A 23404-nucleotide genomic window follows, 5' to 3' on the forward strand; every position below is an offset into this window, starting at 1 on the left:
TCCTTCATAGGAAAGAGAGTGAAAGTTATTTTGATATATCTTAAATAAAAAAACTGACTACCATTACTAGCAGTCAGTTTTTTATTACATCACTTATTTTACGTAATTTTCTTTAACAACTGTCGCACAGCGCTCGCATAATGTTTCATGTTCAGCGTCTTTACCAATTGTCTCTGAAACAACCCAGCAACGTTCACATGTATCGCCAGTTGCTTGAGCTACAACAACAGCTGTGTGCTCATACTTAGGTGCATCTACTGGAGCTTCTTCCATCATACCACCAAGCTTATACTCAGAAACGATAAACAATTGTTTTAGGTCTTCACGAATAGACTCTAACATTTCCTTCATTTCTGCAGTTGGATACAACGTAATACTTGCATTTAATGACTTACCGATTACTTTCTCATTACGAGCCACTTCTAGTGCCTTTAATACGTCACCGCGAAGTGTCATAAATGCATCCCATTTTATTTTTAACGCTTCAGCACCATCTACTTCTACAGCTTCTGGCATGTTTGTTAGCTGAACGCTTTCTTCCGTTACCCCAGGAATATACGGCCATACTTCATCAGCCGTATGAGGTAAGATTGGTGTTACAAGTTTCGTTAATGCAACAAGTACATCATACAACACCGTTTGGATTGCACGACGATCTTCGTGATTTGCACCTTCAATGTATAAAATATCTTTTGCAAAATCTAAATAGAATGAACTTAAATCAATTGTACAGAAGTTATGAATTGCATGATATACTGCCGCGAAATCATATGTCTCATATGCTTCTTTTACTTTTGTAATTAAGTCATTTAATTTTACTAACATGTAACGATCTACTTCACGAAGTTCAGCTACCGCTACTGTATTTTCACTTGGATTAAAGTCATCTAAGTTTCCTAATAAGAAACGGAATGTGTTACGGATTTTACGATACACTTCTGCTACTTGTTTTAAAATATCATCGGAAATACGTACATCAGATTGATAGTCAACAGAAGATACCCATAAGCGTAAAATGTCTCCGCCCAATTGGTCCATAATTTTCTTAGGTACGACGATGTTTCCAATCGACTTACTCATTTTACGTCCTTCACCATCTAGTACGAAACCATGGCTTAGTACGCCTTTATATGGCGCTTTACCCGTCACTGCAACTGCTGTTGATAATGAAGAGTTAAACCAACCACGATACTGGTCAGATCCTTCTAAATATAAATCAGCTGGACGTTGTAAGTCTTCACGCTCTTCTAATACTGCTTGGTGAGAAGAACCTGAATCGAACCATACATCCATGATGTCTGTTTCTTTACGGAATTCACCATTTGGGCTACCTGGATGTGTAAATCCTTCTGGTAATAAATCTTTCGCTTCACGCTCGAACCATACATTAGAACCGTGTTCGCGGAATAAATCTGCTACATGGTTAATTGTTTCATCTGTAATAATTGGGTCACCGTTCTCTGCGTAGAATACCGGAATTGGTACCCCCCATGCACGTTGACGAGAAATACACCAATCGCCACGGTCACGAACCATATTATGAAGACGTGTTTCACCCCATGCTGGTACCCACTTCGTTTCTTCTACAGCTTGTAATAATTCTTTACGGAACGCTTCAATAGATGCAAACCACTGTGCTGTTGCACGGAAAATAATTGGTTTTTTCGTTCTCCAATCATGTGGATAAGAATGTGTAATAAACGTTAATTTTAATAACGCTCCTACTTCTTCTAATTTTTCCGTAATTGGTTTGTTAGCTTTATCATAGAATAGGCCTTCAAATCCAGGTGCTTCACTTGTTAATACACCTTTATCATCAACTGGACAAAGAACCTCTAATCCATATTGCTTACCAACAAGGAAGTCATCTTCCCCGTGTCCAGGTGCTGTATGAACACAACCTGTACCAGCATCTGTTGTAACGTGCTCACCTAGCATAACTAAAGAATCACGATCGTAGAATGGATGTTTTGCAACAGTATACTCAAGTTCGCTACCTTTAATTGTTTTTACAACTTCAGTATTTTCCCATTCTAACGTTTTTGCAACTGTATCAAATAGCTCAGAAGCGATGATATATTTCTCACCATTTACCTTCACAATGCTATATTCAAGTTCCGGATGAACCGAAATACCTAAGTTTGCTGGTAATGTCCAAGGTGTTGTTGTCCAAATAATAAATTTCTCGTCACCTTCTAATACGTTCTTTCCATCTTTTACAGGGAATGCTACGTAAATAGATGCCGATTTTTTATCTTGATATTCAATTTCAGCTTCTGCTAAAGCAGATTCACTAGTTGGAGACCAGTAAACAGGCTTTTGCCCTTTATAGATATAACCTTTTTTCGCCATGTCGCCGAACACTTTAATTTGTTGTGCTTCATAAGCTGGTTCTAAAGTAATATACGGATTATCCCAATCTGCACGTACACCTAGACGTTTAAATTGTTCACGTTGACGTTCTACTTGCTCATACGCATACTCCGCACATAGCTTACGGAATTCAGCAACTGTCATTTCTTTACGTTTTACACCTTTATTTGTTAAAGCTTGTTCAATTGGTAAACCGTGTGTATCCCAACCAGGTACATATGGTGCACAGTATCCTGTCATTGATTTAAAACGAACAATAAAGTCTTTTAACACTTTATTCAATGCATGGCCCATATGAATGTCACCATTCGCATATGGAGGTCCATCATGCAGTACAAATAAAGGACGACCTTTTGTATGTTCTTGTACTTTTTCATAAATATTCATTTCAGCCCATTTTTCTTGCATTGCAGGCTCACGTTTTGGTAAATTCCCACGCATTGGGAATTCTGTTTTTGGCATTAGTAATGTATTTTTATACTCCATACTCAATTCCTCCTTAAATATATAAAAGAAAGACCTTAAAAAAGGGAATAAAAAAGAGACCTCTCATCCCCAAAAGGGACGAGAAAGTCTCCCGCGGTACCACCCTAGTAGACCATATACATATGTATATGGTCCTCTTTATATTCTTAACGCGAATATACGCCTACGCTTACTACAAGTGTTCAGCGCGGAACTCCAGGGTGATATTCCCATTATCGCCTTATCCTGAGCTTACACCATCCTCAGTTCGCTATATAAGGTATGAAAAAGGTACTTATCCCTATCTTCGTTTTTCTTAATAAATATGTTGTTTAAAATTATATGTAATAATGAGAAAAACGTCAAGCTTACACTGTTTCTTCTTTTTTCAACAGCTCGTCCACTTCGTCTTCTAACTCAATTAATTTGTCCCAATCATCGTTGTTTAACATTTCAAGCTGTGTTTCTAGCAACATGCGGAAGCGAGTACGGAATACTTTCGCTTGTTTCTTTAGCTCTTCAATATCAAAGGCAACTTTTCTTGATTTTACTAAAGCTTCATTAATGATACGATCTGCATTTTTTTCTGCTTCACGTACAATTAATTTCGCTTCTTTTTGTGCATTACGTTTTACTTCTTCCGCTGCTTCTTGTGCAACAACGATAGATTTATTTAACGTATCTTCAATGTTAGAAAAATGATCTAATTTTCCTTCTAATTGTGCAACTTTTTCTTCTAAAGCTTTTTTCTCACGAATGACTAATTCATAATCTTTGATGATTTGATCAAGAAACTCATTTACCTGATCTTCATCATAGCCACGGAAACCGCGACCAAATTCTTTATTATGAATATCTAATGGTGTTAACGGCACAACGCCACCTCCAAGTAGTTATCTAAATTTTCCTCTTGCAATTATATCCTTTTTCGACAAAATAGGAGAATTTCCTTCTAAAAAACCAATCATTTTAGTATACCATACAAAACTCTCCATTTGTCGCGTTTCGTTCTACCTTCTACAGAAAATAATTTACTTCGTCCATATCCTCTAACTGAAAAAACATCCCCTGGAAAACATTCATAAGCAGTTTGCTCGACTACTTTCCAGTTCACCTTCACTAAGCCATTTTTTATAAGTGGCTGCACTTTTTGCCGTGATATATGCAACATTTCAGCCAAAACGACATCTAGACGAAGTGACGAAACCGTTCCAGACTTCTCACCCCATTTTTCATGTAACTGCAAAATTTGTTCCGCTTGTACAGATGAAAGTGAGATCTTCGTTTTTCCTATTGATTGTAAATTCATTTCAATATACGAAACAACTTCTTTTGCAACTATAATTTGGGCACGATTTTCTTGGAGCAAAATATCACCGCATTTTTCTCTCGTTAAACCAAGTGACATAAATGCACCTAATATTTGCCTATGTTCTAGCGTATAAAACTTGGAAGGATAGTCAATTTCTAATACTTCTATTTGAAATTCCTCTTCATTTAATTCTAGATACTCCGGATAAATAAGTGCTCTTCTTCGCTCTGCTTGCGGCGCTCCACCACCAAATTGTACAGCAACCTCTCCTTGTTGACCTATCACTGTAGCTACAATTTGCTGCTGGCGCGGATCTAAAAAGTCTGTTAACTTTACTTGATGGTACTCTGCCGCCTGCTTCCACTCTAACACTTTATCAACAAAGACCGCTTCTTCAGGTCTAAAGTGTTCATAGATGCTCATGTATGGAACCTCTCACTATAAAAAGTAGCGGAACAAACTTACTAATCCACTACTAGCAAGCTTCAATGCAATAATCGCAACAATTGGAGAAATATCAATCATACCAAGCGGTGGAATAAATCTTCGAAACGGCTCTAAATACGGTTCACAAATACGCGCAAGAAACTCTCCAAATGCTGATTCTCTTGCACCTGGGAACCAAGATAAAAGAATGTAAATGATAAGCGCCCAAGAGTAAATTTCAATCCCATAAAGCAATAATTGTAAAACTGTTATCATGGCGTATTACCACCTCTTTATATTTGTCTCTTCTTCTTCACCGAACAACTCTGAAATAGCACCCACAATATCTACATTTTCAGGTGTACATATGAATGTTTTCGGTCCTAATTTTTGAATATCCCCGCCTATAGCGTATACAGTACCACTTAAAAAGTCAACGATACGCACAGCTTGATCAGTAGACATTCTTTGTAAATTAATCACAACAGCTCGTTTGCCTTTTAAATGATCCGCAATCCCTTGTGCTTCTGAATATGTGCGTGGTTCTAACAAAACAACTTTAGAAGACTGCTTTGCAGTTTCAATACTTACAATATTTTGTTTCGGTTGCACTTTTGTAAATGGAACATCCTGTTGCTCCGGAGGATCTTGCTGCTTTTTCATTTCTGTTTGCCCCTTTTCATAACTATATTGAGCTGCTTCTTTTTCTTCCGGTGTGTCAAAAAAGAAGTATTTTACTTTTGACCAACTCATATTAACATTCTCCTTCCTTCTATGCTTCTCCTACTAAAATCGTTCCCAAACGAATATATGTAGCGCCTTCCTCAATTGCAATCTTGTAATCATTTGACATTCCCATTGATAATTCTTCACACGGTGCGTATGATAAACCTAATTCTTGCACTTCTTTTTGTAACATACGCAATTCCTTAAAACAACGACGAACCATTTCATCTTCCTCCGTAAACGGCGCCATTGTCATTAATCCAACAACCTCAATTTTGTCAAGTTCTTGCAAACTTTGAATAAATGGAATTGTTTCTGCAGCCGATACCCCTTGCTTTGATTCCTCGAAAGATGTTTTCACTTGAACAAAACATCGAATTTTCTTTGTAGAACGCTTCTGAATCTCTTTTGCAAGCGAAAGACGGTCTAATGAATGTAAATAGTCAATCTCGTTAATGATTTCTTTTACTTTTCTCGTCTGCAATGAACCAATAAAATGCCAATTTACTTTCGAGCCAAAGTGTTCATACTTTTGTAAAAAGCCTTCATTTCGATTCTCACCTAAATCAGCTAGTCCAGCTTCTATTACTTCGTTTGTTTTCTCAATCCCTACTGTTTTTGTAACTGCAACAAGCTTAATATCTTGTACCGAGCGTCCAGCTCGTTCACACGCTTCTTTAATCGCTGCATTAACATACGTCAACTTCTCTTGCACTGCCACTGTTTTCAATCCTCCTTAAAACCTATGAAACTCAACATTCTTCCCGTTTCCCCTTGATCGCGGCGATGTGAGAAAAATAATTGTTCTTCACAGCTTGTACAAAGGGATGACATGACAATATGCTCTTCTTTTATACCTGCTTGCACGCATAATATACGATTAATTTCTTTTAAATCAATTGCATATTGTCCATCTGAAATTAATTTATAAGGAACAGGTCCGTTTACTGCCTGTTTTGCTGCTGCTAATACACGATCATCAACAACATAGCAGCACGACCCGATAGCTGGTCCAATCGCAACATGAATCTCGTGAACTGGAACACCTTCCCCATTCCACTTTTGAATCATTTCCTTCGCAATCCCTTTTACAGTTCCTTTCCATCCAGCATGAGCAAGTCCTATCATACCATGTGATGGTGCATAAAAATAGATCGGAACACAATCAGCATAACAAGATGTTAAGCACATATCTGTATCTGTCGTATAAATGCCATCCGTATTTGGGATACCATCTTCGTACGAATAAATACCTCTTCCTTTTTCTTGTTTCCCTACTTTTTCAACATGATGATCATGAACCTGTTCAGAGCAAATCCAATTCTCTAACGGCTTTTGCAATTTCTTCGCCAAAATGCGTCTGTTTTCATGAACATTCTCTACAATATCATTCACATGTAACCCTAAATTCATCGCATGAAAGGAGCCTGTACTTACTCCACCATCTTTTGTTGTAAATCCAGCAGTAATGTTTCCAAGTTCTTTCCACGCTTCTAAATATAGTATACCGTCCACATATTTAAATGGTTCTCTCATAAAGCGGCTCCTTTTAATTAAAATAACATACAAAGCATGGTACTTCCTGTCTATTTTACCATACTTTTATTTTTCCATAATGACAACAGAAAAAAAAGAGGAATTTGTAATATTCTTTAAGAAATTGTCGGTGTTTGTATTGGTTCTGTTACAGAAGTAACATGATCTGCTCTTACAAGTATTACATCTTCCCCAATTTTCACAATTTGTTTCCAAGGAATCACAAATTCTGCTTCCTTTCCAAAGAATCCTAGCATCCTTGTCTGTTTTGAAATAATAACCGCCCTAATCTTTCCAGTATTCATATCAATATCGATATCCCCAATATTCCCAAGTTTTTTCCCATCTGAAACATTAACAACATCCTTCATCTGAAACTCCGAAATTCGTATCATTGTTATCCTCTCCTTTATCTCTCATTACAGGAAGTAGCCTCCACTAACGAAAATCCTTTTTATTGTCATTATATGAATGTGTCCTCCTCTCTATGAGCGGAAACTACATTACATGTGAAAAGGTCTCACCATGAATGGTGAGACCTTAGCCTTGAATTGTTTTATTCATTTGCTTAATAGCAGACTTCTCTAAACGCGATACTTGAGCTTGGGAAATTCCAATTTCTTCTGCAACTTCCATTTGTGTTTTCCCTTGAAAGAAACGTTTTCGGATAATCATTTTTTCTCGATCATTCAAGCGCTTCATTCCTTCTTTTAGCGCTAACTCTTCGATCCACTGCTCGTCCTTTTGTTTTTCATCACTTAGCTGATCCATAACGAAAATAGGATCTCCCCCATCGTTATAAATCGGTTCAAACAATGAAACTGGATCTTGAATGGCATCAAGCGCAAAAACAATTTCTTCATGAGTTACTTCAAGAACTTTTGCAATATCCATTGCTGTTGGTTCTTTTGAATTTTCGGCAATTAATTTCTCTCTTACTTGCAATGCTTTATACGCGATATCTCGTAATGAACGAGAAACACGAATTGGATTGTTGTCACGCAAATATCTGCGTATTTCCCCAATAATCATCGGCACAGCATATGTTGAAAATTTAACATTTTGGCTTAAATCAAAGTTATCAATGGATTTCATAAGTCCAATGCAGCCAACTTGAAATAAATCATCAACAAATTCTCCTCTATTGTTAAATCGTTGGATGACGCTCAGTACAAGACGTAAGTTTCCATTCACTAATTTCTCTCTTGCGCTTATCTCTCCACTTTGCATTTCTCGAAATAATTTACGCATCTCTTCATTTTTTAGTACTGGAAGTTTAGCTGTATCAACACCGCAAATTTCTACTTTGTTTCTCGTCAAAGTGTTCCCTCCTATCGGGAGTTGCTGTACAGTGTAAAGTATTTCCTTTGAAGGGGATTTTATGCATGCAGTTTTTCTATCATTTTTAACGCACATACAATGGCCACTTTGTAAACACAAAATAAAACCAGCCAGAATACCGGCTGATTTTATACATTTCCTTTCATTATTTAACCTTTTACAAAAAAATTCTCTATACCATTTTATTAAATTCTTTCCGTAACCTTTTTATAATTCTTTTTTCCAGACGAGAAATATATGACTGAGAAATGCCCAGCATATCAGCTACATCTTTTTGTGTCTTTTCCTCTCCACCCGCAAGCCCGAAACGAAGTTCCATAATTTGCTTCTCACGATCATTTAATTGATGCAATGCTTTCATAAGAAGATGACGATCTACAGTAGCCTCCAAATCTTTCGTAATAATGTCATCATCAGTACCTAAAACATCAGATAACAACAATTCATTCCCGTCCCAATCAATATTGAGTGGTTCGTCAAATGATACTTCTGAACGATTTTTATTATTTCTACGCAAATGCATTAAAATTTCATTTTCTATACAGCGAGATGCATATGTTGCTAATTTTATTTTTTTTCTGGATTAAATGTATTTACAGCTTTAATAAGACCAATTGTTCCAATACTAATTAAATCTTCAATATTTATTCCTGTATTTTCAAACTTACGCGCAATATATACAACGAGACGCAAGTTACGTTCAATAAGTAATGATCTAGCCGCTTGATCCCCTTTTGGTAGTTTATTTAAAAGAACCTCTTCTTCCTCTTTTGTCAAAGGAGGTGGCAACGCTTCACTTCCACCTATATAATAAATTTCATCGGTCTTAATTCCAAGCTTAAGCAATACCTTATACCAAAGGTAAACTAAATAAAATTTCAATTTCGTCATTTTCTCCCGCCTCTCGTAATTAAGCAATGGTCACTTTTTGTGAAATCAGCATTTTCGGATGTATAATGCATTGATATTCTCCGTTAGTAGACAATTGCTGTGTGTTTAATCCAATTAAGACTTTACTTACAACCATAGCACTTCCTTCATGATAAACTAGTACACTATCCGGCTTAATCGCCCATAAAAATTGATGATCTACTCCTACCGCCCGAAAAGGAATTAAACGTAGTCTTGTTGCCCAACCAGCATCGCTTTCGGGTATTTGTGGAATCTCTGTTTTGGAATAGATTTGCTCCGTTAACCAAGCCGGTAAACAATGTTCTAATGATGAAATATGCATAATCATAACTGGTGTTTTCGTCAAAGGATCATGGAGCTGATTTCCACTATCAATCAGGCCATCTAATTCAAATTCATATTCAGCTAATTTAATGTTCACTTTTACAATTTGATCATAATGAATCTTAGTGATTTCCACATTTTCAATACGCTTTTTCGAGAAATAATAAATAATTGGAAATCCGAAAACAACAAATACCCAACTTACTGGATCGCCATACGAAATCGATTTCGCTTGAACTAAGCCATTTACCATTTCATTTGTTTGTAAGAAGAAATGAGTTCCAATCAATCCTCCTCCGACCATAAAGGTTACAAAATAAAAAGTAAAAACAGTTTGTGCATAATTTCTAAACGTTGAAAACCCAAATGCTGTATACACAATAAGTAACGAATACAGTAGTTTCATAATTGGATGCGTCATCATAGAAGCAAAAGGAGTAAAGGCAAAAATAACAATCGTTGAACCTATCAATGCCCCTAATACAAGCCTCCATCTTTTGATCCTCTTTTTTAACACAGTAGCTGTTAATAAAAGTAAAAGAAAATCAATGCAGGCGTTTAGCAACCAAACTACGTCGGCGTAAACCACCAAACAATTCACCTCTTTTTTTAAGTTGAGACTAGTATAATGCATATCCAATAGGAAAGTGTGTCAATTTGCGGAGGGGTTTTTTTGTTATTTTGTGATTTCTAGACATAATCTGTCGTGAAAAAAGAAAAGAATTTTTTCGTAGAATGATATACCACTCATTTTTAATATTTCAAAGAAAAAAAGACCTGCTTAAGCAGGTCTTTTTTTCACACAACATAAAATAAAAAAGGAGCTATAAAAGCTCCTTTCCTTTTATCGTCTACGACGATTACGTAAAAATGCTGGAATATCAATATCATCTGAATCTGTATGACGCTCATGTACAACAGGCTCTTCACGCTTCACTTCACGTTTTACTTCACGTTGTTTTGACGGTTGAGCTACCGGCTGTTGTTGCGCATGATTTGCATTCGCATTTGAACGTACAAATGGTTTCGGTGGTTGAACTGCAATACTATCATCAAAACCAGTCGCAATAACAGTTACAACAATATCATCTTTTAGTCCTTCATTAATAACAGAACCAAAGATCATGTTCACTTCTGGGTCTGAAGCCGAAGCTACGATATCAGCTGCTTCTTGCACTTCATATAGACTCAAGTTAGCTCCACCTGTAATGTTCATAATCACACCTTGTGCACCATCAATAGATGTTTCTAACAACGGACTAGAAATCGCCTTTTTCGCTGCCTCAGCTGCACGATTTTCACCATTTCCAGATCCAATACCCATTAACGCAGAACCTCTATTAGACATAATTGTTTTTACATCTGCAAAGTCTAAGTTAATAAGACCAGGTGTAGCAATTAAATCAGAAATACCTTGAACACCTTGGCGTAATACGTTATCAGCTTCACGGAACGCCTCTAGCATTGGTGTATTTTTATCAACAATTTCTAGTAAGCGATCGTTTGGAATTACGATTAACGTATCTACATTTTCTTTAAATGCTGCAATACCAGATGCAGCTTGTGTTGCACGTTTACGACCTTCGAATGTGAATGGACGCGTTACAACACCAACTGTTAATGCACCTAACTCTTTTGCAACTTGAGCAACAACTGGAGCTGCACCAGTTCCAGTTCCACCGCCCATACCAGCAGTTACAAATACCATATCAGCACCACGAAGTGCTTCTTGGATCTGTTCTTTGCTTTCTTCAGCAGCTTTTTTCCCTACTTCAGGGTTTGCGCCTGCACCAAGTCCACGCGTTAATTTGCCACCAATTTGCATTTTTGTTTCAGCTTTTGATAAATTTAATGCTTGTGCATCAGTATTCACGGCGATAAAGTCTACACCTTGTACACCATGCTCAATCATACGGTTTACAGCGTTATTTCCGCCACCGCCGACACCGATAACTTTTATATTCGCTAATTGATCTTGAGTAGTATCAAACTCTAACATGTCGAAATCCCCCTAGAACCTCATTTTTCGTGTCCAATTTTAATCCCATAAATAACGGAATACACGTTTTACTTTTGACATCATACGGTCATCGTTTTGATCTGTATTATTTTGATTACGAGTTTTTTGTTTCGCAGGTTGCTGTTGTACCGGCATTGGCGCTGGTACTGGCTCAAAATGCTCTTGCTTTTCTTGAACATTTTTCCCTCGTAATTTAGCTTTTTGATAGGAGTGTTTAATTAATCCAACTCCAATTGTATATTGAGGTTCACGAACACCAATATAATCTGGAGTTGCTATACGAACATTTTCATGTAAAATATCATATGCAAGATCAAGAACACCCGGCATAGAAGCAATCCCGCCAGTAAGTACATAACCAGAAGCTACTTGTTTTACCCCTAATTTACGAACTTCTTCTTGAACGAACATTAAAATTTCCTCTACACGTGCCTCAATAATGTCGGATAACTCCAATTGAGAGTACTGTTCTGTTTGATCGCTTCCCATAATAGAAACGGTAAACACCTCTTCTTCAGATGCTGTATCATAAAAAGCATGTCCATATTTCAGCTTAATTTGATCTGCATTTTCTGTTGAAGTTTTCAGCCCAATCGCTATATCCTTCGTTATATGATCTCCACCTAGCGGCAATACACTCGTTGCTTGTAATTCACCATCTTTAAAAATAGATAAAGTTGTAGATCCTCCCCCAATATCAACTAGGGCTACTCCTCTATTTTTTTCATCAGAAGATAAAGCAACTGTTGCAGCCGCTAAAGGTTGCAGACAAATATCAACAATTTCAAGACCTGCTTTTTCCACACAACGAAGTAAGTTATGTAGTAATGTTCTTGAGCCTGTAATAAGTGTACCTTCCATTTCTAATCTTACACCGATCATCCCGCGTGGATCGTTAATCTCGTCTAGACCGTCTACAATGAACTGTCGAGGTACCACATCAATAAACTCACGTTCAGGAGCAATAGACACAACTTGTGCTGCATCCAGAACGCGCAAGACATCTTCATTCCCGATTTCACGATCTTCATTTGAAACAGCGACTACTCCGTGACAAGGGAGCAACTGTACTTGGTTTGCATTGACACCTACAACAACTTGTTCAATGTGAATCCCCACCATACGCTCAGCTTGTTCAATTGCTTTTTTAATTGATCGAACAGTCTCGTCTATGTCAACAATTGAGCCTTTTTTCAAACCATTTGATTTTACGTTTCCAACACCAATAATGTTCAAGCTGTCATTAACCATTTCACCAATGATGACTTTAACATTGGATGTACCGATGTCAAGACTAACATATATTTCATTGCTGTTCATTCTTTGGCACCTCCTTCTTTATTTATACCATACAAGTCAATATATGGAACAACAATCGCAACTTTTATATAAGAAAAATATTCAACGTCTTTATGCGTTTCCCTTTTTTAACCCTGTATTTTTCTTATTTTTATTTAACATTCACTTAAGAATATACCAGTAATCTATGTATAACTGCTTTATCTTAAAATAATTCTATTTCAAGCATAAAGATTACTGCCAAATATAAGTCTACACTAAGATGTACTTGTAGAAAAGCGAAACTTGTACCAATCCTAGGATGAATCGAAGAAAATATACATATTTTTCATCAAATTAATCATTCTTGTAAATTAGTATGCGCATAAAAGAACGTATGTTTCGTTCCATTCATAATAACGAAGTAAAAACTACCATTCTATTGTTTCTTTTCTTCACCATCTAAATACTTCGTATACGCACCCACTTCTAGGTCAATTAAAACCTTCCTACCTGGATCAATTGTTTTTATAATGAGCGGATAAGCTTCCATGCGCTTTGCGAAATCTTGAATCGTCGTACTCACTTCATATCCTTCATTCATATATAAAGTAAGATGATCCTCATTTGCATTCGTTGGTGTATAACGAATTTCCGAGATAGATCTCAGGATAGTAGGAGTTAGCTTTTCTAACTCTGAAATTAAATCTTTCATTTTCTCTTCCTTAAATGGTTCAAAAATCGGAGCTGCAACAGGTAGTTTTCCATTTGGAAGTACATCAAGTGTTTTCCCATTTTCTAAAAGAGGTTGTAATTTACCATCTTTGTTTATATAACCAATTGTTATATGTTCCTCTATATGGATATCAATTTTGTTTGGAAAACGCTTTTTGACATTTACAGTTTTAATTTCTTTTCTTTTCGTTAAATTTGCTTCTGCTTTATGAGCTGTTACTCGGAAATAACTTGTATCATATGTAACACCAGACTCCTTCATAACTTGCTCATCTGTCATATAATGATTTCCAAAAACACTTATCTTTTTTATATTACTAAGTGGAGACCGAAAATAAATTAAAAAGAGTACTAATAGGAATAAAATCGATATGTATAAAATTAGCCGGTGATTAACAGGCTTTTTATTCTTTTTCTTTTGGTTCTTTAATTTTGGTACACGATCTTGTAGTTTAATCACTTTACTATTTTTCATGTACGATCCCCCTATGTAACATAAAGAACGGCATGTTCCTCATGCCGTTCTTATCTTCTTATTATACCATAAATGATAATGAGCGGAACGGCCAACCGTTATCTTCCAATTATTTCTACTTCTGTATGCATATCTATGCCAAACTTTTCTTTAATTGTTTTTTTTATAAATTCAATTAATTCTAGCACATCTTGCGCCGATGCAGACCCTGCATTAATAATAAAATTTCCGTGCATTTCAGAAATTTTCGCGCCACCAATTTGATAACCACGAAGACCGGCTTTTTCTACTAAATCTCCTGCAAAATACGGGAGCGGGTTTCGAAATATACTGCCTGCGCACGGATAATTCCAAGGCTGTGTTTCACGGCGATAATCTTTATTTTTTTGCATCCTACTAGTAATCTCTTCACGCTCGCCCGCTTTTAGCTGAAATTCAGCTTCTAATACGATACCAGGACGTTTTGTTTGTAACACAGATGTACGATACGAAAATTCCATTTCGTCTTTTGCTAACCACTCAAATATGCCGTCTTCAAACATAATATGAGTTCTCGTCAAAATGTTTGATATATCAGAGTTATGAGCACCTGCATTCATATACACTGCACCGCCAATACTTCCTGGAATACCACTAGCAAATTCTAGTCCAGCTAGCCCCCTGCGACTAAGTAAAGTTGATAACTTAATTAGGGGATATCCACCACCAACTCTTATTATAGTTTCTTCTACTTTTAAGTGGTCTAATCCTTCTCCTAAACGAATTACAACACCTTCAATACCAAGATCTGATACAAGAAGGTTTGAACCACGTCCAATTGCAGTCCATTTCACCTTATATTTCTTTACTAATTCTAAAGTTTTCTTAATACCGGCAACATGCTTTGGCACAATTAAAATATCAGCTGGTCCACCTATTTTCATAGTTGTATAACGAGCTAAAGGCTCTTTCACTAACACGCGACCAACTTTTGCTTCTAGAAGCTCATTTACTAATTGTTCCATGATGATCTCCCCCATATTAAGTCTCCTTATTACAGTAGTATGCAGGGCATTCACCTAACGTTATTTTTGTGCAAGCTTATTCATTACTTCAAATAACTTATTTGCTGCATCTGGAATTCCTAGCTGTTTAGCAGCAAGTTTCATATTTTGTAATGTTTGTGCATCTAGTAAAATCTCATCAATATCACGAAGAAGTGTTTCAGCTGTTAAGTCTTTTTCAAGAAGCATTTTCGCTGCTCCTTTATCAACAACTGAGCGCGCATTTTTCTCTTGATGGTTATTTGTCACATAAGGACTTGGAATTAACACACTCGGCTTACCTAACGCTGTTAACTCTGCAAGCGTTGTAGCGCCAGCGCGGGAAACAACAAGATCTACACCAGTAAGTACCTCTGGCATATTATGAATAAATGGTTTAATAATCACATTATTCGGATTCCCTTTTTGTTTCACAGCTTCCATAACTTTATCATAATGCACTTCACCTGTAACATACAATACTTCATAGTTTTTGTTCCCAAATTGTTCAATCGCTTCTACAAAAGCATCGTTAATCGGTCTAGCTCCACGACTTCCCCCAAAAATAAGAACGGATTTTTTAGGAAGAGCTAGTCCAACTGAACGCTTCCCTTTCATTCCATTTTGATTCATTACTTCTGATGCACGTGGATTCCCTGTCATAACAACTTTAGATTGTGGGAAGTGTTCAATTGCTGCTTCAAAACAAACAGCAACTTTATCAACGTAGCGACTTAAAAATTTATTTGTTACACCAGGTACACTATTTTGTTCATGTACGATAGTTGGAATTCCTAATTTCGCTGCCGCATAAACGACAGGACCACATACATAACCACCTGTACCAATGACAATATCAGGGTTAAAACGACGAATATATCGTTTACTATCCTGAACGCCTTTTAAGAAACGCATTACTGTTTTTACATTATCAAGGGATATTTTACGTTTAAATCCACTTATAACGATAGATTGAAACGGTATACCTGCTTTTGGAACAATTGTGCTCTCTAAGCCATTTTCCGTACCAATGTATAAAAATCGCGCTTCAGGATGTAATTTTTTTATCTCCCTAATTAAAGCAAGAGCTGGATATATATGCCCTCCTGTGCCACCACCACTAACTAATACTCGCACTACAAATTCCTCCGCTTCTCTGTTCTAATTTCAATCGTCCTTTTTCTATATACGTATTATATTTTCCCGTTTTTCCACACACGAAAAACCCTGTCTTATAAACAGGGTTTAGTAGCGAGAATGACGACTTATATTCAATAATACACCTACTGCCATTAACATTAAGGTCAAACTTGATCCACCATAACTTAAAAACGGCAAAGTAATACCGGTAACAGGCATTAACCCTGTCACAACACCAACATTAATCATCACTTGAATCGCAATCATCGCCACAATACCTACTGCTAAAAACGTACCATATAAATCAGGCGCTCCTAATGCTATACGAATCCCACGCCATAATAATAGACTAAATAATAATAACACAAATGAACCACCAATAAAACCTAATTCCTCGGATAGAATCGCAAATATAAAGTCAGTTTGCGGTTCAGGTAAATAAAGAAACTTCTGCCTACTTTGCCCAAGTCCAAGCCCAAATAAACCACCAGGACCGATCGCGAGTAACGATTGAATAATTTGAAATCCGCTTCCAAGCGGATCTGACCATGGATCTAAATAAGATGTAATCCGCTTCATTCGATATGGTGCCGATGCAATTAACGCTACAAATCCTGCTACGCCAAGTAATCCAAACATTGCAAAATGAAAGACTCGTGCTCCCGAAACAAATATCATGATGATACATGTCCCAACCATTACTGTTCCTGTTCCAAGGTCTGGTTGCAACATAATCATTCCAAAAGCAACAAATACAAAACCAAGTGCTGGGAGTAAACCACGTTTAAACGATGTGATTAATTTTTGCCTTTCCGCTAAAAATTTAGCTAAAAAAATAATCATCGCAAATTTCATAAACTCTGACGGTTGAATGGAAAATGCTCCAATTCCAATCCAACTTCGTGCTCCCCCCCGAACAAGTCCAATTCCAGGAATCAGAACGAGAACAAGGAGAATGAAGCAAATAAGTAAAATTACTTTCGAATAGGTACGCCACACCCAGTAGTCAATTTTCATTATAAAAAACATTGCTACTACACCTAGTCCTGCAAATAATAGTTGTCGTTTTGCAAAGAAGAATGAATCATCCATCTTATAGGAAGCCCAAACAGCACTCGCACTATAAACCATAATCATTCCAATTGTTAACAAAGCAAGTGTAACGATAATAAGAATAAAATCAGGCGTTTTCTTCATCGGCAAACACCACCTCTTTGGACAGAACCTTTTGTCCTATGTAACAAAACATCAGTAGGTGTTAGCCTACTGATGTTTTGATTTACTTTATATAAGTTTATGCACAGCTTGTATAAAAATGTCTCCTCTTTCTTCAAATGTTTTAAATTGATCCCAGCTTGCACATGCTGGTGAAAGAAGAATAACATCTCCCTCAATAGAATGAGCGTAAGCTTTTTCTACTGCCTCTTCTAAATTATCGACACTTTCAATTGTATCTAATCCTGCTTTTTCTGCCGCTTTTACTAACTTCGGTGCAGTTTGTCCAAATGTTACGATCGCTTTTACATGTTTAAAATATGGAATTAAATCGTCAAATTCATTTCCACGATCAAGCCCACCTGCTAATAGGACAATAGGTTGTGTAAATGCCGATAAAGCCTTTTCTGTTGCTAACATATTTGTTGCTTTTGAATCATTATAAAACTTACGATTGTTAATCGTTGTTACATATTCTAGGCGATGTTTTACACCTGTAAAACGTTTTAATACAGCAGTGATTGCCTCGTTTGATACTCCTAGCAATTTCGCTATACTCATTGCCGCTAAAATATTTTCTAAGCTATGTTTCCCAGGTAAAACGATATCCTGCACTTCCACAACTTTTTCCCCTTTAAAATAAAGGGCGTTATCTTTTATATAGGCACCATCTTCAATTTCTTTTGTCGTCGAAAATAGTACTTTTTGACCTTTACTACTCGCCGATAAAGACATTACACCTTCATCATCAGCATTGATCACACTATAATCCATTTCAGTTTGATTTTTAAAGATATTCGCTTTTGCTAAACCGTACTCTTTCTTTGTGCCATGATAATCTAAATGCGCTTCAAATAAGTTTAAGAACGCTGCGATTTTTGGCTGGAATGCTTCCACACCCATCAATTGGAAAGATGAAAGTTCTGTAACTACTACTTCGTTTTCTTTTGCGGATTGTGCGACTTCACACGCTACAGTACCTATATTTCCAGCAATAACAGGGTGCTTCTGTCCTTCTTTTAACATTTCAAACGTCAGCATTGTCGTTGTTGTTTTACCATTAGATCCTGTAATTCCAACAAAAGGCGCCTCAGAAATACGATATGCCAACTCTACTTCAGTTACAACCGGAATCTGTTTTTCTTTCGCTGCAACTAGTAATGGATTAGAATATGGAATTCCTGGGTTCTTTACAACAAGCGAAATATTTCTCTCTAATAATTCTAACGGATGCCCACCACATACAACATCCATTCCTTTCGCCTGCAATTCTGCAGCTAATACATTACCAGCTAATGGCTTTCCGTCATTTACAATAACATTTGCTCCTAAGCTTTTTAATAGAGTAGCTGCTGCATAACCACTTTTTGCAATACCTAATACAAGAATATTTTTATTTTGATATTCAGTTACAGTTTTCAATTACATCCACACCCCGATATAAATTCCTAATACTGCTAATAAAAATCCTACAGACCAGAACGTTACAACAACACGCCATTCTGACCAACCGCATAATTCATAATGATGGTGCAATGGACTCATTTTAAAAACACGCTTCCCAGTCGTTTTAAATGAAATAACTTGAATGATAACAGATAAAGTTTCCATTACAAATACGCCGCCAATAACAACAAGTAATAATTCTTGTTTTAATAAAATAGCTACTGCTGCAATTGCACCACCTAATGCAAGGGATCCTGTATCACCCATAAATACTTTGGCTGGATTCGCATTAAATACTAAAAAGCCAAGTACAGCTCCTACAACTGCCATACAGAAAATCGCTACACCAAATTGTTCTTGAGCCACGGCAATAATACTAAATGCTCCAAATGCAATAGCAGCTGTTCCTGATAATAAACCATCTAAACCATCTGTTAAGTTAACCGCATTCGATCCACCAATAAGCATAAATAATACAAGAACAAAATATGCCCAGCTTAATTCGAATTTAACATCCGTTCCTGGAATCATGATATACGTTTGAAATGCTTGCCCTTTTCCAATTAAAAAGAATGCAATCGCAATTACAAGTTGACCAATCAATTTTTGTTTTGATGTTAAACCAAGATTTCTTTTTTTAACTACTTTTATATAATCATCTAAAAATCCAATCAATCCATAGCCAAATGTCACTAATAATAATAGTGACACCTTTGCACCTAAATGATCAAATTTAATCGCCATAATAAGTGTAGTTACCATCATAGAAACATAAATGACAATACCACCCATCGTTGGCGTTCCTGATTTCTTTTGATGTGATTTTGGACCTTCATCACGAATACTCTGTCCGAACTTTAATTTTCTTAAAAATGGAATAAACAATGGCGAAAGGGCAACAGAAATTAAAAATGCTACCCCTGCCGTTACTAATAAACCTTGTTCAAGCACATGTAGTCCCCCTCTCATGTTGTTACTCTTCGTTGTTTAGACGCTTCATAATTGCTTCTCTAGCAACTTCACGATCGTCAAAATGATGTACTTCTTTACCAATAATTTGATAGGTTTCATGGCCTTTTCCAGCAATAATAATAATATCTTCTGCTCGTGCTTTAGAGATTGCATGGAAAATCGCTTCTTTTCGATCCACAATTACTTCATAATTATTCCCTTTTGCACCAGTTACCATATCATCTAAAATAGCTTGTGGGTTTTCGCTTCTTGGGTTATCTGATGTATAAATCGCATGTGTCGCATATTCTGTTGCGACACTCGCCATAATTGGTCTTTTCGTACGATCTCTATCGCCACCACATCCAACAATGCAATATACATTACCTTTTGCAAATTGCTTTGCCGTTGTTAATACATTTTCCAAACTATCTGGTGTATGAGCATAATCAACAATAACTGTATAATCCTGCCCGCTATCCACAACTTCGAAACGTCCAGGAACACCAGTCAAATCTTTCACAACATCGATAATTGTTTGTAAAGTCACGCCTGAAACAAGCCCGGCTGCCGTTGCAGCTAGAACATTATACACGTTAAACTTTCCAATTAATTTCATCGTAACATTTACACTTTCATACGGCGTTACAAGTGTAAATGTTGTACCACCACTCGTCATGACGATACCCTTTGCCATAATATCACTAGGCACATCAATACCGTATGTAACAACAGTAGCTGCCGTACTTCTCATATACTCCTCTGCCACTGGATCATCATTATTTAACACAGCATACTTCTCACGATTATGATAATAACTATTACCAAGCTGTGCAAAAAGCAAACCTTTTGCATGTTTATATTCTTCCATCGTGTTATGATAATCTAAATGATCTTGTGTTAAATTTGTAAATACTGCAACATCATAATCACAACCATGTACACGACCAAGGTCTAATGCATGAGAAGAAACTTCCATTACTGCGCTATTCACATGTTGCTCAACCATTTTTGAAAACGTTTGTTGAAGTGTCAGTGCATCTGGCGTTGTGTTTTTCACCTCAAATGTTTCATCACCGATTTTCATATTTATCGTTCCAATTAGCCCTGTTTTATGACCGTTCGCGCGCATAATCTCATCCATAATGTGCGATGTTGTTGTCTTTCCATTTGTACCTGTAATTCCAATTAGATGCAACTTGTGCGTTGGCTGCTCATAAAAATAATCAGCTAACACTGCTAACGAACGAAACGTATTTTTCACAAGTACAACTGGAACGTCAACATCAATTGGTCTTTCCGCAACAATAGCAGCCGCACCTTGCGCGGCTGCTTGCTTAGCGAAATCATGGCTATCAACCGTATATCCTTTCATACATACGAATAAGCTTCCTGTTGTCACTTTACGTGAGTCCGCCTCAATAGATGTGATTTCCGGATTTTCTTTTGGAACAACTGGAAAATCATGCAAACATGATACAAGTGTGTGCAACTTCATTTCACTAAACCCTCTCTACATTGTTTATTTATCTCTTCTTTATTAGGCATACAGTATCTCCCGTCTAAAAAATTTAAACAGGAGATACTTGCCCCATGGTCCAAAGACAGACCCAATTATTAATGAGACATATAATTGTCTCGACTAAATAAATCCTTTTTAGCTCTTATATTTAGCAAAAGTATATCCCTTTTCATAGCAATTCATTTTATGAAAAGAAGTCTCCCCTATAGAACTAACTTCCACCAATTGTATCATAAAACACAACCTGTTACCTTTAATTACCGAAGTAAATTCTAATTTTCGAACCCTCTTTTACTTTAGCGCCAGCTTCTGGAGATTGCTTAATTACTTTCTCTCCATCACCGCTTACATCAAGCTTTAAATCTACAAGTTGTGTTTGTAACTCGTTCTTTTTCATTCCAATTAAATTAGGAACTTCTATAGTAGGCGTATCGCCCCATTTATATTCTTTTTCAACTTGTTCTTTTCTTGGTTCCACTCCCATAACAGGAAGTGCATCGCGAAGAATATTACCAACAATTGGCGCAGCAACAACTCCACCAAATTGAGTTACTCCCTTCGGATTATCAACCGCAACATATACAACAATTTGCGGATCATCTGCTGGAGCAAACCCAATAAAAGATACAATATAGTTATTTTCTAAGTACTTTCCATCCTTCACCTTTTGAGCCGTCCCTGTCTTTCCACCAACACGATAACCGTCAATATACGCCCCTTTACCAGAACCTTTCGCTACAACATTTTCCAATGCATACCGAACTTTCTCTGACGTTTCCTTGGAAATAACTTTTCTTTTCTCAACAGGTGTCTTCTTTCTAACCACTTGATTATTTGATGGATCGACAAATTCCTTTGCGATGTATGGCTGATACAAGGTTCCACCATTTACAGCTGCCGCTACCGCAGCAACTTGTTGAATTGGTGTAACAGAAACCCCTTGGCCGAAAGCAGTAGTCGCTTGTTCAACTGGACCAACTTTGTCTAAATTAAATAGAATCCCTTTACCTTCTCCTTGCAAATCAATTCCAGTCTTCTGTCCAAATCCAAAATCACGAATATATTGGAATAATTTATCTTTCCCAAGGCGATCACCAAGTTCGATAAAACCTGGGTTACAAGAGTTTTGAACTACTTCTAAAAATGTTTGACTACCGTGACCACCAGCTTTCCAGCAGCGTAACTTAGCACCGCCCACTTCAGCCGCTCCATCATCATAAAACGTATCTTTCTCTAAGTCTACTTTTTTTTCATTTAAAGCCGCTGCAAGCGTAATAATTTTAAATGTCGAACCCGGCTCGTACGTACTCCATACAGGTAAATTTCGATTGAATACTTCCGGAGAAACACTTTGAAAATCTGCCGGGTCAAAACTTGGGCGACTTGACATACCTAAAATCTCACCATTTTTGGGGTTCATTGCGATTGCTATTATACCATCTGGGTTATACGTAGAATCTGCAATATTCATTTCTCTCTCTATAATCGTATTGATTCGAGAATCGATTGTTAATTTTAAATCTAAGCCAGCCTCTGGTTTTTTAAAATCGTCCCCAACATTTGGCATTCGCTGTCCTTTTGCATCTGCAAAAAATCTCACGTGGCCTTTATCTCCGTTTAGTTCTTTATCATAATATGCCTCTAGTCCCATAAGCCCCTGATTATCACTACCTGCAAAACCTAATACGTGTGATAAATATTTTCCAAATGGATAGTACCGAATTGAATCCTCAGCAATATAAACGCCTTTTAAACTTAAACCACGCACTTCCTTTGCTTTATCATGCGAAATTTTCCTTCCACCTTTATCTAACCTTACGATGGACTCTTTTTTTGTAATACGTTTATAAATATCTTCTTTTTCCGCACCTAAAACTGCAGCTAGCTTCTCTGCAGTCTCTGCTGGTTTTTCAATTTGTCTTGGTACAACAAAGACGGTCGGTGCACTTTTATTCGTTGCGAGCTCCACACCATTTCGATCTAAAATTTTTCCACGTTCAGGTTCAAAAGTAATATTACGACTCCATGAATCTTTCGCACGATCCGTTAGCATATTCCCAAGAAAAAACTGTACATACCCAAGACGAATATCAATAATTGTGAAAATGAGTATACCCGATATCAGTATAAAAATAAGTCGTTTCCTAACCGTTACGTTTGATACACGCATATTGGAACAAGCCTC

The 23404-nt window shown here is 36.8% G+C and carries 20 protein-coding genes, 1 pseudogene and 1 other annotated feature; all 21 genes and pseudogenes read right to left on the reverse strand.

Annotated elements, in window-relative coordinates; all coding sequences use genetic code 11:
• Window positions 1–93: 93 nt before the first annotated feature.
• The 21 genes and pseudogenes from ileS2 to DJ93_RS05110 all read right to left on the reverse strand — a co-directional run bounded on the left by ileS2 (window position 94) and on the right by DJ93_RS05110 (window position 23389).
• The gene (gene ileS2, locus DJ93_RS05010; protein WP_042979472.1) at window positions 94–2859 is read right to left on the reverse strand and encodes an isoleucine--tRNA ligase; all 2766 of its coding nucleotides are present in this window, start codon (window positions 2857–2859) and stop codon (window positions 94–96) included.
• Window positions 2860–2930: 71 nt separating this feature from the next.
• Window positions 2931–3155 (reverse strand) — a binding site (T-box leader).
• A 51-nt stretch (window positions 3156–3206) separates the two neighbouring features.
• Window positions 3207–3713 carry a septum site-determining protein DivIVA gene (divIVA, locus tag DJ93_RS05015; protein WP_001131611.1) on the reverse strand — a complete coding sequence of 169 codons (507 nt, stop codon included), beginning with the start codon at window positions 3711–3713 and terminating at the stop codon, window positions 3207–3209.
• 89 nt (window positions 3714–3802) lie between these two features.
• Window positions 3803–4573, reverse strand: a complete 771-nt coding sequence (locus tag DJ93_RS05020; protein ID WP_042979473.1) for a YlmH family RNA-binding protein — start codon at window positions 4571–4573, stop codon at window positions 3803–3805.
• A 15-nt stretch (window positions 4574–4588) separates the two neighbouring features.
• Entirely contained in the window at window positions 4589–4852 is a 264-nt protein-coding gene (locus DJ93_RS05025; protein WP_042979474.1) for a YggT family protein, read from the reverse strand.
• Between the two features lie 6 nt (window positions 4853–4858).
• On the reverse strand, window positions 4859–5329 hold the full coding sequence (locus DJ93_RS05030; protein ID WP_042979475.1) for a cell division protein SepF: 471 nt from the start codon (window positions 5327–5329) through the stop codon (window positions 4859–4861).
• A gap of 19 nt (window positions 5330–5348) precedes the next feature.
• Window positions 5349–6023, reverse strand: coding sequence for a YggS family pyridoxal phosphate-dependent enzyme (locus tag DJ93_RS05035; RefSeq protein ID WP_042979476.1), 675 nt, complete (start codon window positions 6021–6023; stop codon window positions 5349–5351).
• Between the two features lie 5 nt (window positions 6024–6028).
• Window positions 6029–6838 carry a peptidoglycan editing factor PgeF gene (pgeF, locus tag DJ93_RS05040; RefSeq protein WP_042979477.1) on the reverse strand — a complete coding sequence of 270 codons (810 nt, stop codon included), beginning with the start codon at window positions 6836–6838 and terminating at the stop codon, window positions 6029–6031.
• A gap of 116 nt (window positions 6839–6954) precedes the next feature.
• Window positions 6955–7233, reverse strand: coding sequence for a YlmC/YmxH family sporulation protein (locus DJ93_RS05045; RefSeq protein ID WP_042979478.1), 279 nt, complete (start codon window positions 7231–7233; stop codon window positions 6955–6957).
• A 145-nt stretch (window positions 7234–7378) separates the two neighbouring features.
• On the reverse strand, window positions 7379–8158 hold the full coding sequence (sigG, locus tag DJ93_RS05050) for an RNA polymerase sporulation sigma factor SigG (RefSeq protein WP_042979479.1): 780 nt from the start codon (window positions 8156–8158) through the stop codon (window positions 7379–7381).
• Between the two features lie 193 nt (window positions 8159–8351).
• A pseudogene (sigE, locus tag DJ93_RS05055) lies at window positions 8352–9070 on the reverse strand (RNA polymerase sporulation sigma factor SigE).
• A gap of 19 nt (window positions 9071–9089) precedes the next feature.
• Window positions 9090–10007, reverse strand: coding sequence for a sigma-E processing peptidase SpoIIGA (spoIIGA, locus tag DJ93_RS05060; RefSeq protein WP_042979480.1), 918 nt, complete (start codon window positions 10005–10007; stop codon window positions 9090–9092).
• A gap of 252 nt (window positions 10008–10259) precedes the next feature.
• Window positions 10260–11414: a cell division protein FtsZ gene (gene ftsZ / locus DJ93_RS05065; protein WP_042979481.1), complete on the reverse strand. Its 1155-nt coding sequence runs from the start codon at window positions 11412–11414 to the stop codon at window positions 10260–10262.
• A 39-nt stretch (window positions 11415–11453) separates the two neighbouring features.
• Window positions 11454–12755, reverse strand: a complete 1302-nt coding sequence (gene ftsA, locus DJ93_RS05070; RefSeq protein WP_042979482.1) for a cell division protein FtsA — start codon at window positions 12753–12755, stop codon at window positions 11454–11456.
• Between the two features lie 397 nt (window positions 12756–13152).
• Window positions 13153–13923: a cell division protein FtsQ/DivIB gene (locus DJ93_RS05075; RefSeq protein ID WP_042979483.1), complete on the reverse strand. Its 771-nt coding sequence runs from the start codon at window positions 13921–13923 to the stop codon at window positions 13153–13155.
• 98 nt (window positions 13924–14021) lie between these two features.
• Window positions 14022–14927 (reverse strand): UDP-N-acetylmuramate dehydrogenase, encoded by a 906-nt coding sequence (gene murB, locus DJ93_RS05080; RefSeq protein WP_042984146.1) that lies wholly within the window; start codon window positions 14925–14927, stop codon window positions 14022–14024.
• Between the two features lie 60 nt (window positions 14928–14987).
• On the reverse strand, window positions 14988–16082 hold the full coding sequence (gene murG / locus DJ93_RS05085; RefSeq protein WP_042979484.1) for an undecaprenyldiphospho-muramoylpentapeptide beta-N-acetylglucosaminyltransferase: 1095 nt from the start codon (window positions 16080–16082) through the stop codon (window positions 14988–14990).
• 108 nt (window positions 16083–16190) lie between these two features.
• Window positions 16191–17282, reverse strand: a complete 1092-nt coding sequence (spoVE, locus tag DJ93_RS05090) for a stage V sporulation protein E (RefSeq protein WP_042979485.1) — start codon at window positions 17280–17282, stop codon at window positions 16191–16193.
• Between the two features lie 87 nt (window positions 17283–17369).
• Window positions 17370–18722: a UDP-N-acetylmuramoyl-L-alanine--D-glutamate ligase gene (murD, locus tag DJ93_RS05095; RefSeq protein ID WP_042979486.1), complete on the reverse strand. Its 1353-nt coding sequence runs from the start codon at window positions 18720–18722 to the stop codon at window positions 17370–17372.
• Complete coding sequence (gene mraY / locus DJ93_RS05100; RefSeq protein WP_042979487.1) at window positions 18723–19697, reverse strand: phospho-N-acetylmuramoyl-pentapeptide-transferase; 975 nt, start codon at window positions 19695–19697, stop codon at window positions 18723–18725.
• A gap of 22 nt (window positions 19698–19719) precedes the next feature.
• Complete coding sequence (locus tag DJ93_RS05105; RefSeq protein ID WP_042979488.1) at window positions 19720–21195, reverse strand: UDP-N-acetylmuramoyl-L-alanyl-D-glutamate--2,6-diaminopimelate ligase; 1476 nt, start codon at window positions 21193–21195, stop codon at window positions 19720–19722.
• Window positions 21196–21472: 277 nt separating this feature from the next.
• Complete coding sequence (locus DJ93_RS05110) at window positions 21473–23389, reverse strand: stage V sporulation protein D (protein WP_042979489.1); 1917 nt, start codon at window positions 23387–23389, stop codon at window positions 21473–21475.
• Window positions 23390–23404: the final 15 nt, after the last annotated feature.

Source organism: Bacillus clarus (assembly GCF_000746925.1).
In the GTDB taxonomy this organism is placed as follows: domain Bacteria; phylum Bacillota; class Bacilli; order Bacillales; family Bacillaceae_G; genus Bacillus_A; species Bacillus_A clarus.